Origin of the sequence: Thermosipho sp. 1074, from assembly GCF_001999655.1 — a bacterium.
Classification (GTDB): domain Bacteria; phylum Thermotogota; class Thermotogae; order Thermotogales; family Fervidobacteriaceae; genus Thermosipho; species Thermosipho affectus.
The window spans coordinates 94876-112105 of the sequence record NZ_LBEX01000003.1 but is presented as its reverse complement, the minus strand read 5'-3'; the positions used below and the strand labels follow the sequence as shown (position 1 = coordinate 112105).

Here is a 17230-nt window from a genome sequence, read left to right as displayed (position 1 = left end):
GGTGATTCAATGGCTCGATTAAGAGTATATGAGCTTGCAAGACAGCTTGAAATGGATACGAGAGATTTAATGAAGGAATTGGCTGATTTAGGTATTGAAATAAAAAGCCATATGAGTTATATTGATGAGGAAACGGTAAATTTATTACTTGAAATGTACGGGGAAGAAGAGTTAATTTATGAAGAGTATGAGCTTCTTGATGGTGAAGAGGAAAAAGTAAAAAGAAAGAAAAAAGAGAGTGTGGAAAAAGAGGAGGTAACAAAGAAAAAGAAGGATATAATTAAACTTACCGAGGAAGATTTGAAATTAGATAAATTTTCCAAAAAAATAGGGATTCCTCAAAATAGAATAATACAAGATTTTTTTATGAAAGGTGAAGTTCTAAAGCCTGGGCAAACTTTGAATTTGCAACTTGCAAAAAAAATAGCAAAAATGTATGATGCGAAAATATCCTTTGATGTAGAAGAAAAAGAAGAAGTTAGAGAAAATCCGTTGGAAGAAATTGAAAGATATTTTGAGCAAAAATATTCCGAAGGAAAGGAATTAGTAGAAAGACCTCCTATTGTTACTGTAATGGGTCACGTTGATCACGGTAAAACAACTCTTTTGGATTTTATAAGAAAAACTAGGGTGGCTGAAAGAGAAGAGGGGGGTATAACACAAAGTATAGGTGCATATCAAGTGGAAACAAATGGGAAAATTATCACTTTTATAGATACTCCAGGGCACGAAATTTTTACAGAAATGCGCGCAAGAGGTGCCCAAGCAACGGATATAGCAGTTCTCGTTGTTGCAGCTGATGATGGTGTTATGCCTCAAACTGTTGAAGCATATAACCACGCAAAATCTGCTAATGTGCCCATAATTGTTGCAATTAACAAGATAGATAAACCAAATGCCAATGTAGAAAAAACAAAACAAGAACTTGTAAATAAATTGAATTTAATACCAGAAGAGTGGGGTGGGGATACCATAGTTGTTCCCATTTCCGCAAAAAAAGGTCAAAATGTAGATACACTACTTGAGATGATTTTATTAGTTGCGGAAATGCAAGAGATAAAGGGACTTCCAAATGGTCCTGTGAGAGCTGTGATAATAGAAACAAAACTTGATAGGGGATTTGGGCCCGTTGCAAATGTAATTATTAAAGATGGAAAATTGAAAGTGGGTGACTATGTAATTTCGGGAAAAGTTATGGGGAAAGTTAAAGCATTGGTAAATGATAAAGGTCAAAGGATAAAGGAAGCTGGCCCTTCAACTCCTGTTATGGTCGTAGGTTTTGAAGAGTTACCAAATTCACACGGGGTAGTTTATACCGTAAAAAGTTTGGAGAAGGCTAGGGAAATTACAGGAAAAATTGCGGAACAGGAACAAAAGGAGCTAAAGAGAAAAAGACATATGAAGTTAGAAGAAATATTAAAGATGATGGAAGAATCGGAAAAAAAAGAATTAAAGTTGATTTTAAAAGCTGATACACAGGGCTCTATGATAGCGTTAAAGGGTGCGATTAATAAGTTGCAGAGTGAGGAGATTAAAATTAATATAATTCATTCTGGTGTAGGTGCAATTACAAGTAGTGATGTTATGCTTGCTACGGCTTCTGATGCGATAATTTTAGGATTTAGAGTAAAAGCAGACGGCAAAGCCAGAAAAATGGCAGAAGCCGAAGGTATTCAAATAAAAACTTACTCAATAGTTTACAAATTGATAGAGGATTTAAAAGCAGCTCTTGAAGGGATGCTTGAACCTGAAGAAGTAGAAGAAATAACAGGTAGGGGAGAAGTTAAAAAAGTTTTTAAGATAAAGAAAGTTGGAAGTATTGCAGGTGTACAAATGCTTGAAGGATTTGTTGAAAGAAATGGAATGGTCAAGTTGTATAGAGAGGGAAAGTTAATTTACGAGGGAAAGATAGAATCGCTAAAACATTACCAACAAGATGTTAAGAAAGTAGAAGCACCTCAAGAGTGTGGCATTAAATTGGAAAATTTTGATGATATCAAAGAAGGTGATGAACTAGAGTTTGTAATGTTAAAGAAAGTTTCTAGAAAACTTAATTTTGAAAATGAAAAAGGAGAGGAATAATATGTTCGTAGATACCACACTAAGGGATGGTCATCAGTCTTTAATTGCAACTAGAATGAGAACAATTGATATGATTCCTGCATTGGAATCCATGGATTCTTTGGGATTTAATGCTATGGAAGTTTGGGGTGGTGCAACTTTTGATGTATGTGTAAGATTTTTAAAAGAGGATCCATGGGAGCGTATCAGAACAATTAAGTCTAAATTAAAAAACACAAAAACTCAGATGTTGCTTAGAGGGCAGAATTTAGTTGGGTATAGGCATTATGCCGATGATGTAGTTGAATTGTTTGTAAAAAAAGCGATTGAAAATGGTGTGGACAAAATAAGGATTTTCGATGCGTTGAATGATATAAGAAATCTTGAAAAAAGTATAGAGGTGGCTTTGGCAAACGGGGCACATGTGCAAGGGGCTATTTCCTACACAATAAGTCCTGTCCACACAACTGAATATTATATTTCTTTTGCACAGAAATTAGTTGAACGTGGTGTGCATTCTTTGTGTATAAAAGATATGGCGGGGTTGTTGACTCCAAAAAAAAGTTTTGAATTGGTAAAAACATTAAAAGAAAGATTTAATGTACCAGTTGAATTACACACACATTGTACATCTGGATTGGGAGATTTAAATTACATTTCAGCAGTTGAAGCTGGTGTTGATATTTTGGATACGGCTTTATCACCTTTTGCATCTGGAACTGCTCAACCACCATTTGAATCAATGTATTATGCAGTTAGAGAATATAGAAATATTCCTGAAATAAACTGGGAAAGTATAGCTTATCTTGTGGAATATTTTACAAAGATACGAGAAAAATACAAAGAATATGATGTAATGATGAAAAGTATAGACTATAGGATCTTAGTTTCACAAGTTCCAGGTGGGATGTATTCAAATTTAGTAAAACAACTTTCAGAACAAAAGATGTTACATAAGCTTCAAGATGTTTTAGATGAAATACCCAGAGTGAGAAAGGATTTGGGATATCCTCCACTTGTTACTCCAACTAGTCAAATTGTTGGAGTACAGGCGGTCTTAAATGTTTTATCTGGCGAAAGGTATAAAAAGGTTACAAATGAAGTGAGGAATTATGCGAAAGGGATGTATGGAAGACCTCCTGCTCCAATTGATAAAGAATTAATGGAAAAAATTTTGGGTGATGAAAAACCTATAGATTGTAGACCGGCAGATTTACTTGAACCTGAGTTAGAAAAATTGAAGAGAGAAATAGGTGTATTAGCTGATACAGACGAATATTTGTTGATTTATGCAATTTTAGGTGAAGTTGGAAGAAAATATCTTAGGGAAAAATATGAGGAAAAAATACGCGTTGATTTTGCGTTGGTGGATGAATATGAAGGAGGTTATCCCATTTGATTATTGGATTAGGTACAGATATTGTTAATATTAAGCGTGTTTCAGAGAAGATAGCAAATAGAGTTTTAACTGAAATAGAAAAAAAAGAAAAATTAAACGCCCAATATATAGCTGGGCGTTTTTCTCTAAAGGAATCTTTTTTTAAGGCCCTTGGGACAGGAATTAACGGTAATTCTTTTAAAGATATTTCAATCTTAAACAATAAACGTGGAAAACCTTATGTTATTTTTCACAAAGATTTTGGAGGATTTAATTTTTGTCACATATCATTATCGCATGATACATTTGCCTTTTCCACTGTTATTTTGGAACGTCAATTTGGGAAAGTTTTTTTAGGATTGGGGACAAATATAGGAAACAAAGAAAAGAATTTAATAGATGCTTTGACTTTACTGGAAAAAAGAAATTTGAAGATATTAAAAGTATCAAGCATTTATGTTACAAAGCCTTATGGATATACAGAGCAAGATGATTTTTACAATATTGTTGTGGAAATTGATACAGATTTATCGCCATTGAAGCTTTTAAATAAATTATTGAAAATAGAAAATGATATGGGAAGAAAAAGAACAATAAAATGGGGTCCAAGGATCATAGATATTGATATCTTGTTTTACGGTAATTTGGTTGTTGATATGGAAAATTTGAAAGTTCCACATTATGATTTTGAAAAAAGAAGTTTTTTTGTGGTTCCTATGGCAGAGATATTGGAAAATTTCAAACATCCCGTAGCAAATATTTCGATGAAGTCTTTTGCTGAAAGTTTTGAAAAAGATTGGGAGGTAATACATTGGAATTTGAAGAGTTACTAGATTTAGAAAGAAAGATAGATGAGTGTATTGAAAAAGAAGATTTTGAATTGTTAAATAAGTTACTTGATGAACGTGAAAAATTTATAAATTCTAAACTTCCAAAAGAAGTGTTAAAATTGATTTATGAAAAGGATCAAATACGAAAGAAAAAGATAAAAAAAATTATAGATAAATTAAAAGTTCAAGCCAAAGATTTAAAAGCTGGTGAAAAAGCCTTGAAAGGGTATGGTAATATCTTTGGCTTAGAAAATGAAGGTGGGAGGTTTAAAGGAAAAGGATGAAAGAAGAGATATTAAGGGCTGTTAGATTTATTGTGGGAAATGGATTAGTTAAAGGAACTTGGGGAAATATTTCAATTAGGGATAAAGATTATGTTTATATAACGCCATCAGGTATACCGTATGATAAGTTGAAAGAAGAAATGATAAGTGTTGTTGATTTTAATGGGCGTTTGATGGATGGTTTGAAACCTTCCTCAGAACTTCCAACGCATTTGGAAATTTATAAGAATCGCAAAGATGTTAATGCAATAGTCCATACGCATCCTGTGTTTTCGACCACTGTTTCAGTAGTATCAAGTGAAATACCCCCATTGATAGAAGATGCAGTTATGATTTTAGGGCCAGAAATTAAAGTTTCAGAATACGCTCTTCCTGGAAGTATTGAACTTGCAAAAAATGTTGTAGATGCTCTTTCTGATAACAATGCAGTTATATTAAAAAACCATGGACTAATAACAGTAGGTTTTGATATTGATGAAGCACTGACTGCAAGCTTAGTTTGTGAAAAGACAGCTGAAATATATTTATATACTTTGAATATTGGAAATTTTTCGACAATTAGTTATGAAGACGCGGTCATACTGAGAAATAAGTATTTAAACGGTTATAGACAGATTAAAAAAGATATTGGATAATATTTGTGTAAGACAATACAAGGAGGTCAAAATATGTTCGATGAAGAAAAACTAAAAGAAATAGAGACAAAAATGAAAGATTATGAAGAAAAAGTAAAAAAGGCCGTTGAGAGATTTCCAGAAAGAAAGAGTGAATTTAAATCTACTTCTGGATATGAATTTAGAAGGTTGTATACTCCGGTTGATATTGAGGGGTTTAATTACTTAGAAGATCTAGGATTTCCTGGTAGTTATCCTTTCACAAGAGGAGTTCAGCCTACTATGTACAGGGCAAGGTTTTGGACTATGAGACAATACGCGGGATTTGGAACAGCAGAAGAATCAAATAAGAGGTATAAATATTTGCTAGAACAAGGTCAGATGGGGTTGTCTGTTGCTTTTGACTTACCAACTCAAATAGGATATGATTCAGATGATCCAATGGCCGAAGGTGAGGTTGGAAAAGTAGGTGTTGCTATAGATTCACTGGAAGATATGGAAGTGCTTTTTGATGGGATACCACTTGATAAAGTTAGCACTTCAATGACTATAAATAGTACCGCTTCAATTCTTCTTGCGATGTATATTGCAGTTGCAGAAAAACAAGGAGTTCCAATGGAAAAATTATCTGGTACAATTCAAAATGATATATTAAAAGAATACATTGCAAGAGGAACATATATCTTCCCGCCACAACCTTCTATGAAAATAATAACAGATATATTTGAATTCTGTTCTAAGAATATGCCAAAATGGAATCCGATAAGTATTAGTGGTTATCATATAAGAGAGGCAGGGTCCACAGCAGTACAAGAAGTAGCATTTACACTCGCAGATGCTATTGCTTATGTGGAAACAGCAATTAAAGCAGGTTTAGATCCAAATGTATTTGGAAGAAGACTTTCTTTCTTCTTTGCAGCGCATAATAATTTCCTTGAGGAAATAGCAAAGTTTAGGGCTGCAAGAAGGCTTTGGGCGAAAATTATGAAAGAGAGATTTGGTGTTACAAATGAGAAAGCAATGATGTTGAGATTTCACACTCAAACAGGTGGTTCAACATTAACTGCACAACAACCTTTAAATAACATAATAAGGGTAACTTTGCAAGCGCTTGCTGCTGTGTTAGGTGGTACACAGTCACTCCATACTAATAGTTATGATGAAGCATTAGGTTTACCAACTGAAGAATCAGTTAGAATTGCGTTGAGGACACAGCAGATTATTGCGTATGAATCTGGTGTTGCAGATACCATAGATCCACTTGGTGGTTCTTATGTTATTGAATCCTTAACGAACAAAATAGAAGAAGAAGCAATGAAGTATATTGAAAAGATAGATGCAATGGGTGGAATGGTTAAAGCTATTGAAACGGGTTATGTGCAAAAAGAGATACATGAAAGTGCGTACAAAATGCAGCTTTCTATAGAGAATGAAGAAGAAATAATAGTTGGAGTAAATAAATTCCAAATAGAAGAAGATTTATCACAAAAAGAGGTATTGAAGGTAAAACCGGAACTTGAGGAAAAGCAGAAAGCAAAGTTGAAGAAGTTGAAAGAAAAGAGAGATAACGAAAAAGTAAAAAAAGTACTTTTGAGTGTAAAAAAAGCGGCATCTTCTGATGAAAATTTGATGCCCTATATTATTGAAGCAGTGAAATCTTATGCAACTGTGGGAGAAATTAGTAATGCATTAAGAGAAGTGTTTGGGGAATATACGGAGACAATAATAATATGATTTGGAGGTGTTTAAAATGAATGAAAAGGGGACATGGATGGTCAAAGAAGGATTTGCCGAGATGTTTAAAGGTGGAGTAATCATGGATGTTACAACTGCAGAACAAGCAAAAATTGCAGAAGAAGCTGGTGCAGTGGCAGTAATGGCTTTGGAGAGAGTACCTGCTGATATAAGAAAAGCAGGTGGAGTTGCAAGGATGGCAAGTATTTCTAAAATTAAAGAAATTATGGACGCAGTTTCAATTCCAGTCATGGCTAAAGTAAGAATTGGACATATTGCAGAAGCAAGAATTTTAGAGACTTTGGGAGTTGATTTTATAGATGAATCAGAAGTGCTTACACCAGCTGATGATAAATATCATATAAATAAATGGGATTTTAATGTGCCATTTGTTTGTGGAGCGAGAAACTTAGGAGAAGCTTTGAGAAGAATTTCGGAAGGTGCTGCAATGATTAGAACGAAAGGTGAAGCAGGTACGGGAAATGTTGTTGAAGCCGTAAAGCACATGAGAACAGTTATGGATGAGATTAGAATGGTTAAAAACATGCCAGACGAAGAACTTGTAACTTTTGCAAAAAATATAGGTGCACCAGTTAATTTGGTAGCAAAGATAAAAGAGCTTGGAAGGCTGCCCGTTGTTAATTTTGCAGCTGGTGGAGTTGCCACTCCTGCAGACGCAGCTTTGATGATGATGTTGGGAGCTGATGGGGTATTTGTTGGAAGTGGTATATTTAAATCTAAAGATCCAGCTAAAATGGCAAAGGCAATAGTTATGGCTGTAACGTATTGGAATGATCCAGAAATGTTGTTGAAAATTTCAGAAGATATAGGTCAACCAATGGAGGGGATTGAAATAGAGGAGCTTGATGTGAGACTCCAAGAGAGGGGATGGTAATTTGAAAATAGGAGTTTCTGGAATACAGGGAGATTTTAGAGAACACAAACAAATGCTTGAAAGACTTGGTGTGGAGGTTTTGATAGTCAGAAAACCCGAAGATTTAGATGAAGTTAGTGGATTGGTTATACCAGGTGGGGAATCTACTACAATGATAAAAATAATGAGAATGGTAAATTTATATGAAAAATTAAGAGAAAGAATTTCAAATGGTTTTCCAGTTTTTGGTACGTGTGCAGGTATGATATTACTTTCGAAAGAAGTGGTAAATTTCAAACAGGATTCCCTAAAAGTCATAGATATAAAAGTTGAGAGAAATGCATATGGAAGACAGGTTGACAGTTTTGAAACGGAAGTTGAAATAAAAGGATTTAAAAAGCCATATAAGGCGGTGTTTATAAGAGCTCCAAAGGTTGTGGATTATGGAAACAATGTGGAAGTTTTATCAACTTATGAAAATTCGCCAATTTTGTTAAGACAAAAGAATGTTCTTGTGGCATCTTTTCATCCTGAATTGACAGATGATACTAGAGTGCACGAATATTTCTTAAATATGGTAAAATAAAAGTGCTTGGTTTTACCAAGCACGTTTTTTTATGTTATAATCTTTTTGTGTAAAAAAATACAAGGTGGGGTTTTATGTCTATTCCGCAAGAATTGGTTTCAAAAATAAAGTTGCTAGCACCAGGTACAAAACTCAGAAAGGCATTAGATGATATAGTTTTGGCAAATTTTGGTGCTTTAATTGTTTTTATTCCCGAGGAAAAATTTAAAGAAAATGAGGAAATTTTTCAAGCAGGATTTAAGCTTGATATACCTTTTATGCCAGAAAAACTGTATGAACTTGCGAAGATGGATGGTGCAATTTTGGTAGATGATAATGTAACAAAAATACTTGCTGCAAATGTGCATCTTGTGCCAGATGCGAGTATACCAACTAGTGAAACGGGTACACGGCATAGAACTGCAGAGAGAGTGGCAAAGCAGATAGGAGAATTGGTGATTGCTGTATCAAAAAGAAGGAACATTATTAGTTTGTATTACAAAAATTACAGGTATATAATTAACGATATTAACTTTTTAATTACAAGAGTTAATCAAGCGTTAAATACACTGGAAAAATACAGACAAAATTTTGATAAAATGATCTTGAATTTGGATATTCTTGAAATTGAAAATAGGGTCAATTTAATTGATGTGGTTGAAATTATAAACAAGGGCATTGAAATTTTAAAAATTAGAGAGGAAATAGATCCTTATGTAATAGAACTCGGAGTTGAGGGAAGGTTAGCATCAATGCAACTGGAAGAAATAATGGTCGATATCGAAGATATAATCAAAAACCTTATATTGGATTATTACAAAGAAGATATAGAAGATGAAGATGTAGTAGAACAAATAATAAGTACTTTAAAAAATTATAAAGAAAGAAGGCCAATATCTACGTCAAGGTTGCTAGGATATGATGACGTTGCAAATATAAATCAATTAAGTGATTATCATGTACAATCAAGGGGATATAGGTTGTTGAGAAATGTGGCAAAGATCCCAATGAATATAACGCATAATGTGGTCAAGGCATTTGGAAATGTCTTTTCCTTGAGTAACGCTGATTTTTCCGCATTAAAAGAGGTTGAAGGTATAGGAGAAAAGCGTGCTACGGCAATAATAGATAGTATAAATTCTATGAGAAATAAAATTTCTAAGTGATCTTTTTTGAAAAATTTCAAATTTTTTATTTAGCTTGAGGCTTTTTTCAAAATAGAGAAAAGTTATAATGTAGAGTATCCAATCAAAAAAATTTTTGGTATTTTTTAGGAAAAGCTCTCCTTTATTTCTGCAAAAATTTTAGAAATGTTTCTTCATCTGAGTATATTATATATGATTTTTCTCTTTCGTTATATATATGAGGAAGGTCAATTTTTAAATTGCCGTTTGTGTATGCAATTATTGCTTCATCTTTAAAGATAATTTTTGAAATACCCTTTTTTGAAGCTAAAATTCTTATTTTGGCATATTTTAGAAGATTTAAAACACTTTGAGGAGGTGTTCCAAATCTATCTTTAAATTCATCGAATATTTCATTTATTTCATTTTCATTAGAAAAAGAAGAAATTCTTCTATAGAGTCTGAGCCTTTCAACGGGATCATTTACATAATTATCTGGAATAACAATTGAACCTTTCATTCCTAACAATTCTGTTGTTACTTTTGATTGTATTTTCCCTTCCATATTTGATAATACTTCATCTAGTATTTCAAAATAATAATTTAAGCCTATTTCGTTTATAAAGCCGTGTTGTTCAAGTCCCAAAATATTTCCAATTCCCCTTATTTCCATATCTTTTAAAGCTATTTGAAAACCACTTCCCGGTCCCATAATTTCTTTAATTGCCTTAAGCCTTTCTGTTGCAACCTTATTTATTTTTTCTGGATAAAAAAAGTATGCAAATGCCCTTTTTTTTGATCTTCCCACTCTGCCTCTTAGTTGATAAAGTTGTGAAAGGCCGTATCTGTGAGCATCATCAACTATTAATGTATTTGCATTTGGTATATCAACTCCATTTTCAATAATAGATGTTGAAACAAGTACATCTAATTTTCCATTGTAAAATTCCTTTATGACTTTTTCCATTTTTCTTTTTGGAAGTTGACCATGGGCTATGTCTATTTTTACTTCTGGAACTATCTTTTTAAGGTTATTTGCTACTTCTTCAATGGAGTTTACTCTGTTGTGTACGTATATTACTTGACCTCCTCTGTTTATTTCTCTTAAGATAGCATGTTTAGTAATTTTTTCATCAAATTTACTTACAAAAACTTGTATATTTTTTCTTCCAATAGGTGGAGTTTTTAAAATGGACATGTCTTTAAGACCACTTAATGCCATATGTAGAGTACGCGGAATTGGTGTAGCACTCATTGAAAGGATATTCAAATTTATTCTTACTTTTTTAAATGACTCTTTTTGATGGACACCAAATCTTTGTTCTTCATCTATTATTAAAAGTCCCAAATCGGAGAATTTTATCGAGGAAATGATTCCATGTGTTCCTATTACAATGTCTGTGATCCCCTTTTTTATATTTTCTTTGACTTTTTCCTTTTGTTTTTGGGTAAGAGAGCTGTCGAATAGTTCTACCTTTATTCCAAATTTTTCAAACCTTTTTTTAAATGTTTCAAAGTGTTGTCTTGCAAGTACAGTCGTCGGAACTAAAACTGCTACTTGTTTCCCGGAAACAACAGTTTTAAAAGCAGCGCGCATGGCAACTTCTGTTTTTCCATAACCGGCGTCTCCAGCAATAAGTCTATCCATGTTTTTATCTAACATTAAGTCGTTATTTACTTCTTCTATAGCCTTTAGTTGATCTTCTGTTTCAATGTGTGGAAAAGTTTTTGCAAACTCTTTTTCAAGTTCAGGATCTCCTGGTAGTGATAACCCTTTTGTTTTTTTTCGTAGGGCATTTAATCTCAAGAGTTCTTTTACTGTATTTTGAATTTCTTTTCTAACTTTTTTAACCTTTTTTTGCCAGTTATTTTTTTTCAAACTATCTAATTGTATGGTATCTTTTGCTCCAATATATTTTTGGATTAAATCTAATCTATCAGTTGGTACAAATAGTTTTGAATCTTTAAATTGAAGTATTAAAAATTCCCTTTCAAGACCTTTTTGTAATATTTTTGTAATACCTTCAAATCTTGCTATACCGTATTCTTTATGTACGACTAGTTCTCCTATTTCAAACTCTTCTTCGCTTATAACTGGTATGGAATTAATTTCTTTTTCATTTTTCACAGGTTTTAATTCTATGTCGCTTTCTTTCGATAGAGTTATAATTTTTGTGTAATCTATTCCCGAAAATTTTATATACTTTTTTCTTAAGTCTTGATTTATTATAAGTTCTCTTATTTCCCTTTCTTTTTTTACGTATTCCTCAATGCATCTTTTTGTATTCACTATTTTAAATTCTATATCATAGTCTATAAATGTACCGTTGTATTTTTCGCCTAAGATAGTTTCATGTGTTACTTTTCCAATATACTCTTTGGCCGGTAGGATAAGAGCATGTTTGATATTTTTAATACTTTTTTGGGTTGCAATATCAAATATTCTTATTTCTTCTATTGTATTTTCAAATAATTCAATACGAGTTGGAATGTTACTGGGACCAAAAAAATCTATTATATCTCCTCTTATTGAAAATTGTCCTCCTTCTGTTACGTTGTATGTTCTTTCATATCCTAAATTTGAAAATAACATCTCAGGTGAATTGAGTCTATCACCTGGTTTTAATTTAAAAATATATTTTTTGAAAACGTTAGGCGGCATGACGTATCTTGTTAAGGAATAAAGTGTGGAAACGGCTTTTAATTTTCCTTCAAGTGCAAGATAAAGCGCGTATATTCTTTTGGAGCGTACATACCAAGAATTTTCTATTTCTTCAAATGGGAAGATATCATAAGATGGAATGTGAAAATACCCGTTTATATTACATTCTTTTTCTGTCGGAACGATAATTATTTCGTTCATTTTCTCCCTCAATTATTATTGGTTTTCTAAAATCAACTCCGTATTTTCTTTGAGTTTTTTTAGGATAAAACATTGTGTATATATTTGATGCCAAGATATCTTTTTTAAATTGCCAATTAAATAAACATTTGTTGATTTCGAATTTTTCACTAGATAGTGCCTTTTTTAAAATTTTGTCTTTTAATGAAGGATTTGAAATTATTGGAATTTTTGAGACATTTTTGATTTTGGAGAGTAATTTTTGTCCTTTTCTTGTGAAGCCTAGAATTCTGGCGTACTGCACACCTAACTTATTTGAAAAATCAATGTACTCTTTTTCAAAATTGAATATTGCGTGAAATATTGCCCTTCTAATTCTTGAATAAGTAAATCTTTTTGTTTTTACATTATCGAGAAATTCAGAAAGTGTTGTAGAATTTTTAATTGCATTAATGAATCGTTGATCTAATCCTTCATTAAAACTGTATGTTTTCTTTAGGTCTTCTCTTCTTTTTAATCTTAAAAATGTCAGTATGAATTGTTCCATGTCTTCTAAAAACACAGGACCTTTTCCTTTTAAGAAGGTATGTTTTAAAATCTCATATGAAGAATCCGGTACAAATTCTTTAAACTCCTTATCCATCTTTATTGCATTTCTAATAGCAGTTGCAGATGAATATTTATTTGTTAGGTTTAATTCATTATATCTTGCACCAATTCTTTTGATTACGTTGTATTTTATGTTACTATTTAGTTTTAGTATAGATTTTACATATTCAATTCCCAGTATATCATTTGAATTTTCTATTTTTTTGATAAAATTTACATCTTTTTTTAGGAATTCTTTTAAAGCAAATTTTCTGGCATTTGGAAATGATATGCCTTTTTTAAGTTCTTTTTTTAGTAATTTATCAAATTCTGTAGAATTAATTGAAAGTACTTTTGCAACTTCTGTGATAAATTGTTTATCGGCGCTTTCGCTTCCAAAGACAATATCGGTAACGATTTTTAATTTATCAAGAAGACTGATAGCGCCATATGCAAAACCTCCGGCATCCTGTAGTGCATAAACAACAGGTAGTTCAAAAACTACATCAATACCATTTTTAAGTGCAATTTCTGCACGGGAAAATTTGTCAATTATTGCAGGCTCACCACGTTGACAAAAATTACCGCTTATAACGGCAATGGTGAAATCTGGTTTTACTATTTCTTTTGCTTTGTTTAAGTGATACAAATGACCATTATGAAATGGATTGTATTCAACAATAAGACCTAAAACTTTCATTTTTTACCTCTTTTTATATTATAACCAACTGTGGATGTTATTACTAAAACACAAAGATTTACTATAAAAAGAAGCATGTCAATATACATTGCTTCAATTTTATTCCCTTCTGTTCCAAAAAATTCAATTCCAATCCATGTTGGCCCTAGCGATGCAAGTTTATAGAGTTGAAATATAAAAGAGGTAACACTTAGAACAATAGATACAAAAATCCATATATTGGCATATTCCCAATTATCTTTTGAAATAGAATAAAATCCTAGGAAAATACCGGTTATTGTAAAAGATACCGAAATTATCAATAGTGCAGATGATATATTCATATCAATTGCAAAAATATTTTCTATTATTGGAGAAAAAAGGAAAAGTGAAATGTATAAAGAAAATAATATAAATCCAAATGTTGCTAATATAGTTCCAAAAATATACATTATATATTTCAAGATTTCACCCCTAATTTATTTTATCACAAAAAGGGGCCAGAAGGCCCCTTTTGGTGGGTGCGGCAGGGATTGAACCTGCGGCCTCTTCCGTGTGAAGGAAGCGCTCTCCCACTGAGCTACGCACCCATGCATTGAAATGATACCATAAATCTCTTTTTTTATCAAGAACTTTTTTGTATAATATGTTTGTATAATGTGGAAATGGGAGGAGTTTTGTGAGAAAATTTTTAAATTTTTCTTTGATATTTGTAAGTGTAGTTATTGTTTTTTTTATAGTTTCACCTTATTTATTTAAATATATGCCATATTCACAGAAAACCTTACAAAAAGATGTTGATTATTTAATAAGTCAGCTGAAGATACACTATGTGGAAGATTTTCAAAGTGACTATATAAAAATTTACAAACGCATGAATCGTTATGAATTCTATGTTTTTCTTTTAAAACGTTTTTCAAGTCTTCCAGGTGTATATTTTTTCTTGCCTATTTCCGCGAAAACAACAAATGTCTTGCCTTTTGAATTAAGATACGTAAATGGTAAATATATTATAATAAATAGTCAATGTGAATTGAAAAATGATGTTGAATTGTTAGTGGTTGATGGTGTAAAGATAGAAGAATACTTTTCAAGGTTTGGAAATGGAGAAAAGCAATTTTTTGCGAGATACATTTTCCCGTATTTGGGGGATATACTTAGGAAAAAGAGGTTGAAGATTGATATACCAGGAGAAAATTTAGATATTAGTGTTATCGAACGAGAAAAATTTATCCCATTACCTGCAATTAAAGTAGTTTATGGTGAAGATATTGCGGAAATTTTTATATATTCATTTGATTTTTCAAAAGGTAATTTTTATAAATACATAGCTGATTTGGAACATATTGCAGCTAGTTCCGTCAAGAAGGTAATTTTTGATTTAAATTATGCATATGAAATAACAAATGATTTAAGCGGACTTTACACTATTTCTTCTTTTATTTTTGAAGATGAAATCTTTTTGTTTGATATTGCAATTTTCAAATATGGAAATAAAAGATATGAGTATAAGAATTTTGGTAAAATAACACCAAATAAGGTTAACTTTAAAGATAAGCAAGTGTATTTTTTGGGAAGTGTTTCTGATCCAATTGGAAAAGTATTAGTTGATAGGACAGTTTTATATGCAAATTTTAAGATTGTTGAGTTACCATGGACAAAGATAAAAGTGTTTATTCCAACGGCAAAATATATGAAAGTTAAATAAAAGAAATATTTTTTTCATAAGTGTAAAAGAGTTGATTTTTTTGTAATTTTTGTGGTATAATAATTACGAGCACTATTATACTCTAGAAGAGGGGGGATTTTTGTGAAAAAGATTTTGGTATTTTTGATGGTAGTTTTAGCTGTCGCATTGTTTGCAGCTGATCCGAACGTTTTGGTGGATGCAACTATTGGTGAACCAGATACCCTTGATCCACATTTGGCATATGATACTGCAAGCGGTGAGGTTCTTTATCAAGTATACGAAAACCTTATCCAATACGATGGCTCAAGTTTGAACAAATTCTTACCAAGACTTTCAACTGAAGTTCCTACAGTTGAAAACGGACTTATTAAAGATGGCGGAAAAACATATATTTTCCCAATTAGAAAAGGTGTCAAATTTCACAATGGAAATGATTTAACACCAGAAGATGTAGAATACAGTTTTGAAAGAGGATTACTTTACAATCCTGCTGGCGGGCCAGTTTGGATGCTCTGGTATTCAATTTTCGGTGTTTGGAGTGTTGAGGATCTAGTAAAGGAAGTTTCTGGTAAAGATTATGATGAGTTATTCGATGAAAATGGAAACCCACTTCCAGAAGCTGAGGAAGTATTCAAGAAAGTATACGATGAAGTAGATAAAGCAATTGAAGTTGAAGGGGATAATGTTGTATTTCATCTTAAAAGAGCATATGGTCCATTTTTGAACGTAATCGCACAATCTGCACACTGGGGAGCAATCCTTGATAAAGAATGGTGTATCGAACAAGGACTTTGGGATGGACAACCAACTACATGGTGGAAATGGCACAATCAAAGAAAAGAAGATTCACCACTTTATCAAACAGCAATGGGGACTGGACCATACAAGTTTGTTGAATGGGATAGAGCACAACAAAAAGTTATATTAGAAGCAAATGAAAATTATTGGAGAGAACCTGCAAAGATTAAGAAAGTGATAATTTGGGGTATTGATGAATACTCAACGAGAAAAGCAATGCTCGAAAAAGGTGACGCAGATATTGCATATATCCCAATACAATACCTTGATCAAGTTAGAGGTAATCCAGATATTGAAATTATTGAAGGGCTTCCAACACTTTCAATTACTGCATTGGGATTCAATTGGACAATTAGGGAAGATAGTAAGTATATCGGTAGTGGAAAACTTGATGGAAATGGTATACCAGTTGATTTCTTTAACGATGTACATGCAAGAAAAGCAATTGCACACGTTATAAATTACGATGCATTGATCAACGAAGTATTGAAAGGCTTTGCAAAGAGAGTTCCAACAGCATTACCAGAGGGATTACTTGGATTTGATCCATCACTTCCACTTTACGATTTCAATTTGTTTAAAGCAAGACAAGAATTAATGAAAGCATGGAATGGTGAAGCTTGGAAGAAAGGATTTAAGTTCTCTGTTGCATATAACCTTGGTAACGAAGCAAGACAAAGAACAGCAGAGATGGTTAAGATGTATCTTGAAATGTTGAATCCAAAGATTAAAATAGACGTTGTTGGATTGCAATGGCCAACATTCTTAGATGCAACAAAACGTGGTGAGCTCCCAATATTCATTCTTGGATGGCTTGCAGACTTCCCTGACCCAGATAACTTTATCTTTACATATTATGATTCTAAAGGTGATTATGGACCAAGACAAGGTAAAAAGTTCCGCGAATTTGTAAGTACTCCTCATCCAGAACTTGGAGGAAAAAGCTTGGATGAATTGATTGAGCAAGCAGCTGCAGAAACAGATGCAACAAAGAGAGCAGAACTGTATGCAAAAGTACAAAAGTTTGTAATAGATTACGCAATTAGTGTACCACTTTATCAACCTGTTGGAGTAAGGGTACACAGGAAATGGCTTAAAGGTTGGTATCCAAACGCAATGAGACCAGGTGATGACTACTATTCATACTGGTTCGAAGGAAAAGAATAATT

Annotated in this window: 14 protein-coding genes and 1 tRNA gene; 11 read left to right on the top strand and 4 right to left on the bottom strand. The window is 32.5% G+C overall.

Annotated features, from left to right (window positions below):
• Positions 1-9 precede the first annotated feature (9 nt).
• From infB to disA, 9 genes are all read left to right on the top strand, one after another.
• Positions 10-2082, top strand: a complete 2073-nt coding sequence (gene infB, locus XO08_RS00875; RefSeq protein WP_077287061.1) for a translation initiation factor IF-2 — start codon at positions 10-12, stop codon at positions 2080-2082.
• 1 nt (position 2083) lies between these two features.
• Positions 2084-3460 carry a pyruvate carboxylase subunit B gene (locus XO08_RS00870; protein ID WP_077287058.1) on the top strand — a complete coding sequence of 459 codons (1377 nt, stop codon included), beginning with the start codon at positions 2084-2086 and terminating at the stop codon, positions 3458-3460.
• Positions 3457-4272 (top strand): 2-amino-4-hydroxy-6-hydroxymethyldihydropteridine diphosphokinase, encoded by an 816-nt coding sequence (gene folK, locus XO08_RS00865; protein WP_077287055.1) that lies wholly within the window; start codon positions 3457-3459, stop codon positions 4270-4272. The genes XO08_RS00870 and folK overlap by 4 nt, the downstream gene beginning before the upstream one ends.
• Positions 4251-4553: an RNA-binding protein gene (locus XO08_RS00860; RefSeq protein ID WP_075665196.1), complete on the top strand. Its 303-nt coding sequence runs from the start codon at positions 4251-4253 to the stop codon at positions 4551-4553. Before folK ends, XO08_RS00860 begins: the two co-directional genes overlap by 22 nt.
• Positions 4550-5188 carry a class II aldolase/adducin family protein gene (locus tag XO08_RS00855; protein WP_077287052.1) on the top strand — a complete coding sequence of 213 codons (639 nt, stop codon included), beginning with the start codon at positions 4550-4552 and terminating at the stop codon, positions 5186-5188. Before XO08_RS00860 ends, XO08_RS00855 begins: the two co-directional genes overlap by 4 nt.
• Before the next feature lie 33 nt (positions 5189-5221).
• Complete coding sequence (locus XO08_RS00850) at positions 5222-6901, top strand: methylmalonyl-CoA mutase (RefSeq protein ID WP_077287049.1); 1680 nt, start codon at positions 5222-5224, stop codon at positions 6899-6901.
• Between the two features lie 16 nt (positions 6902-6917).
• On the top strand, positions 6918-7796 hold the full coding sequence (pdxS, locus tag XO08_RS00845; RefSeq protein WP_077287046.1) for a pyridoxal 5'-phosphate synthase lyase subunit PdxS: 879 nt from the start codon (positions 6918-6920) through the stop codon (positions 7794-7796).
• Between the two features lies 1 nt (position 7797).
• Positions 7798-8361 carry a pyridoxal 5'-phosphate synthase glutaminase subunit PdxT gene (gene pdxT / locus XO08_RS00840; protein ID WP_077287043.1) on the top strand — a complete coding sequence of 188 codons (564 nt, stop codon included), beginning with the start codon at positions 7798-7800 and terminating at the stop codon, positions 8359-8361.
• A 74-nt stretch (positions 8362-8435) separates the two neighbouring features.
• Entirely contained in the window at positions 8436-9506 is a 1071-nt protein-coding gene (gene disA / locus XO08_RS00835) for a DNA integrity scanning diadenylate cyclase DisA (RefSeq protein WP_077287040.1), read from the top strand.
• Between the two features lie 121 nt (positions 9507-9627).
• Here the strand turns inward: disA and mfd are convergent, their stop codons facing one another.
• The 4 genes from mfd to XO08_RS00815 all read right to left on the bottom strand — a co-directional run bounded on the left by mfd (position 9628) and on the right by XO08_RS00815 (position 14163).
• Positions 9628-12327 carry a transcription-repair coupling factor gene (gene mfd, locus XO08_RS00830; protein WP_077287037.1) on the bottom strand — a complete coding sequence of 900 codons (2700 nt, stop codon included), beginning with the start codon at positions 12325-12327 and terminating at the stop codon, positions 9628-9630.
• Positions 12287-13594: a nucleotidyltransferase gene (locus XO08_RS00825; RefSeq protein ID WP_077287035.1), complete on the bottom strand. Its 1308-nt coding sequence runs from the start codon at positions 13592-13594 to the stop codon at positions 12287-12289. Before XO08_RS00825 ends, mfd begins: the two co-directional genes overlap by 41 nt.
• Complete coding sequence (locus tag XO08_RS00820; RefSeq protein ID WP_231450249.1) at positions 13591-14037, bottom strand: hypothetical protein; 447 nt, start codon at positions 14035-14037, stop codon at positions 13591-13593. Before XO08_RS00820 ends, XO08_RS00825 begins: the two co-directional genes overlap by 4 nt.
• Before the next feature lie 51 nt (positions 14038-14088).
• A tRNA-Val gene (locus XO08_RS00815) sits at positions 14089-14163 on the bottom strand.
• 89 nt (positions 14164-14252) lie between these two features.
• Between XO08_RS00815 and XO08_RS00810 the strand changes: the two genes are divergently transcribed.
• Both XO08_RS00810 and XO08_RS00805 read left to right on the top strand, forming a co-directional pair.
• Complete coding sequence (locus XO08_RS00810) at positions 14253-15281, top strand: hypothetical protein (protein ID WP_077287029.1); 1029 nt, start codon at positions 14253-14255, stop codon at positions 15279-15281.
• A 102-nt stretch (positions 15282-15383) separates the two neighbouring features.
• Positions 15384-17228 carry an ABC transporter substrate-binding protein gene (locus XO08_RS00805; protein WP_077287025.1) on the top strand — a complete coding sequence of 615 codons (1845 nt, stop codon included), beginning with the start codon at positions 15384-15386 and terminating at the stop codon, positions 17226-17228.
• Positions 17229-17230 lie beyond the last annotated feature (2 nt).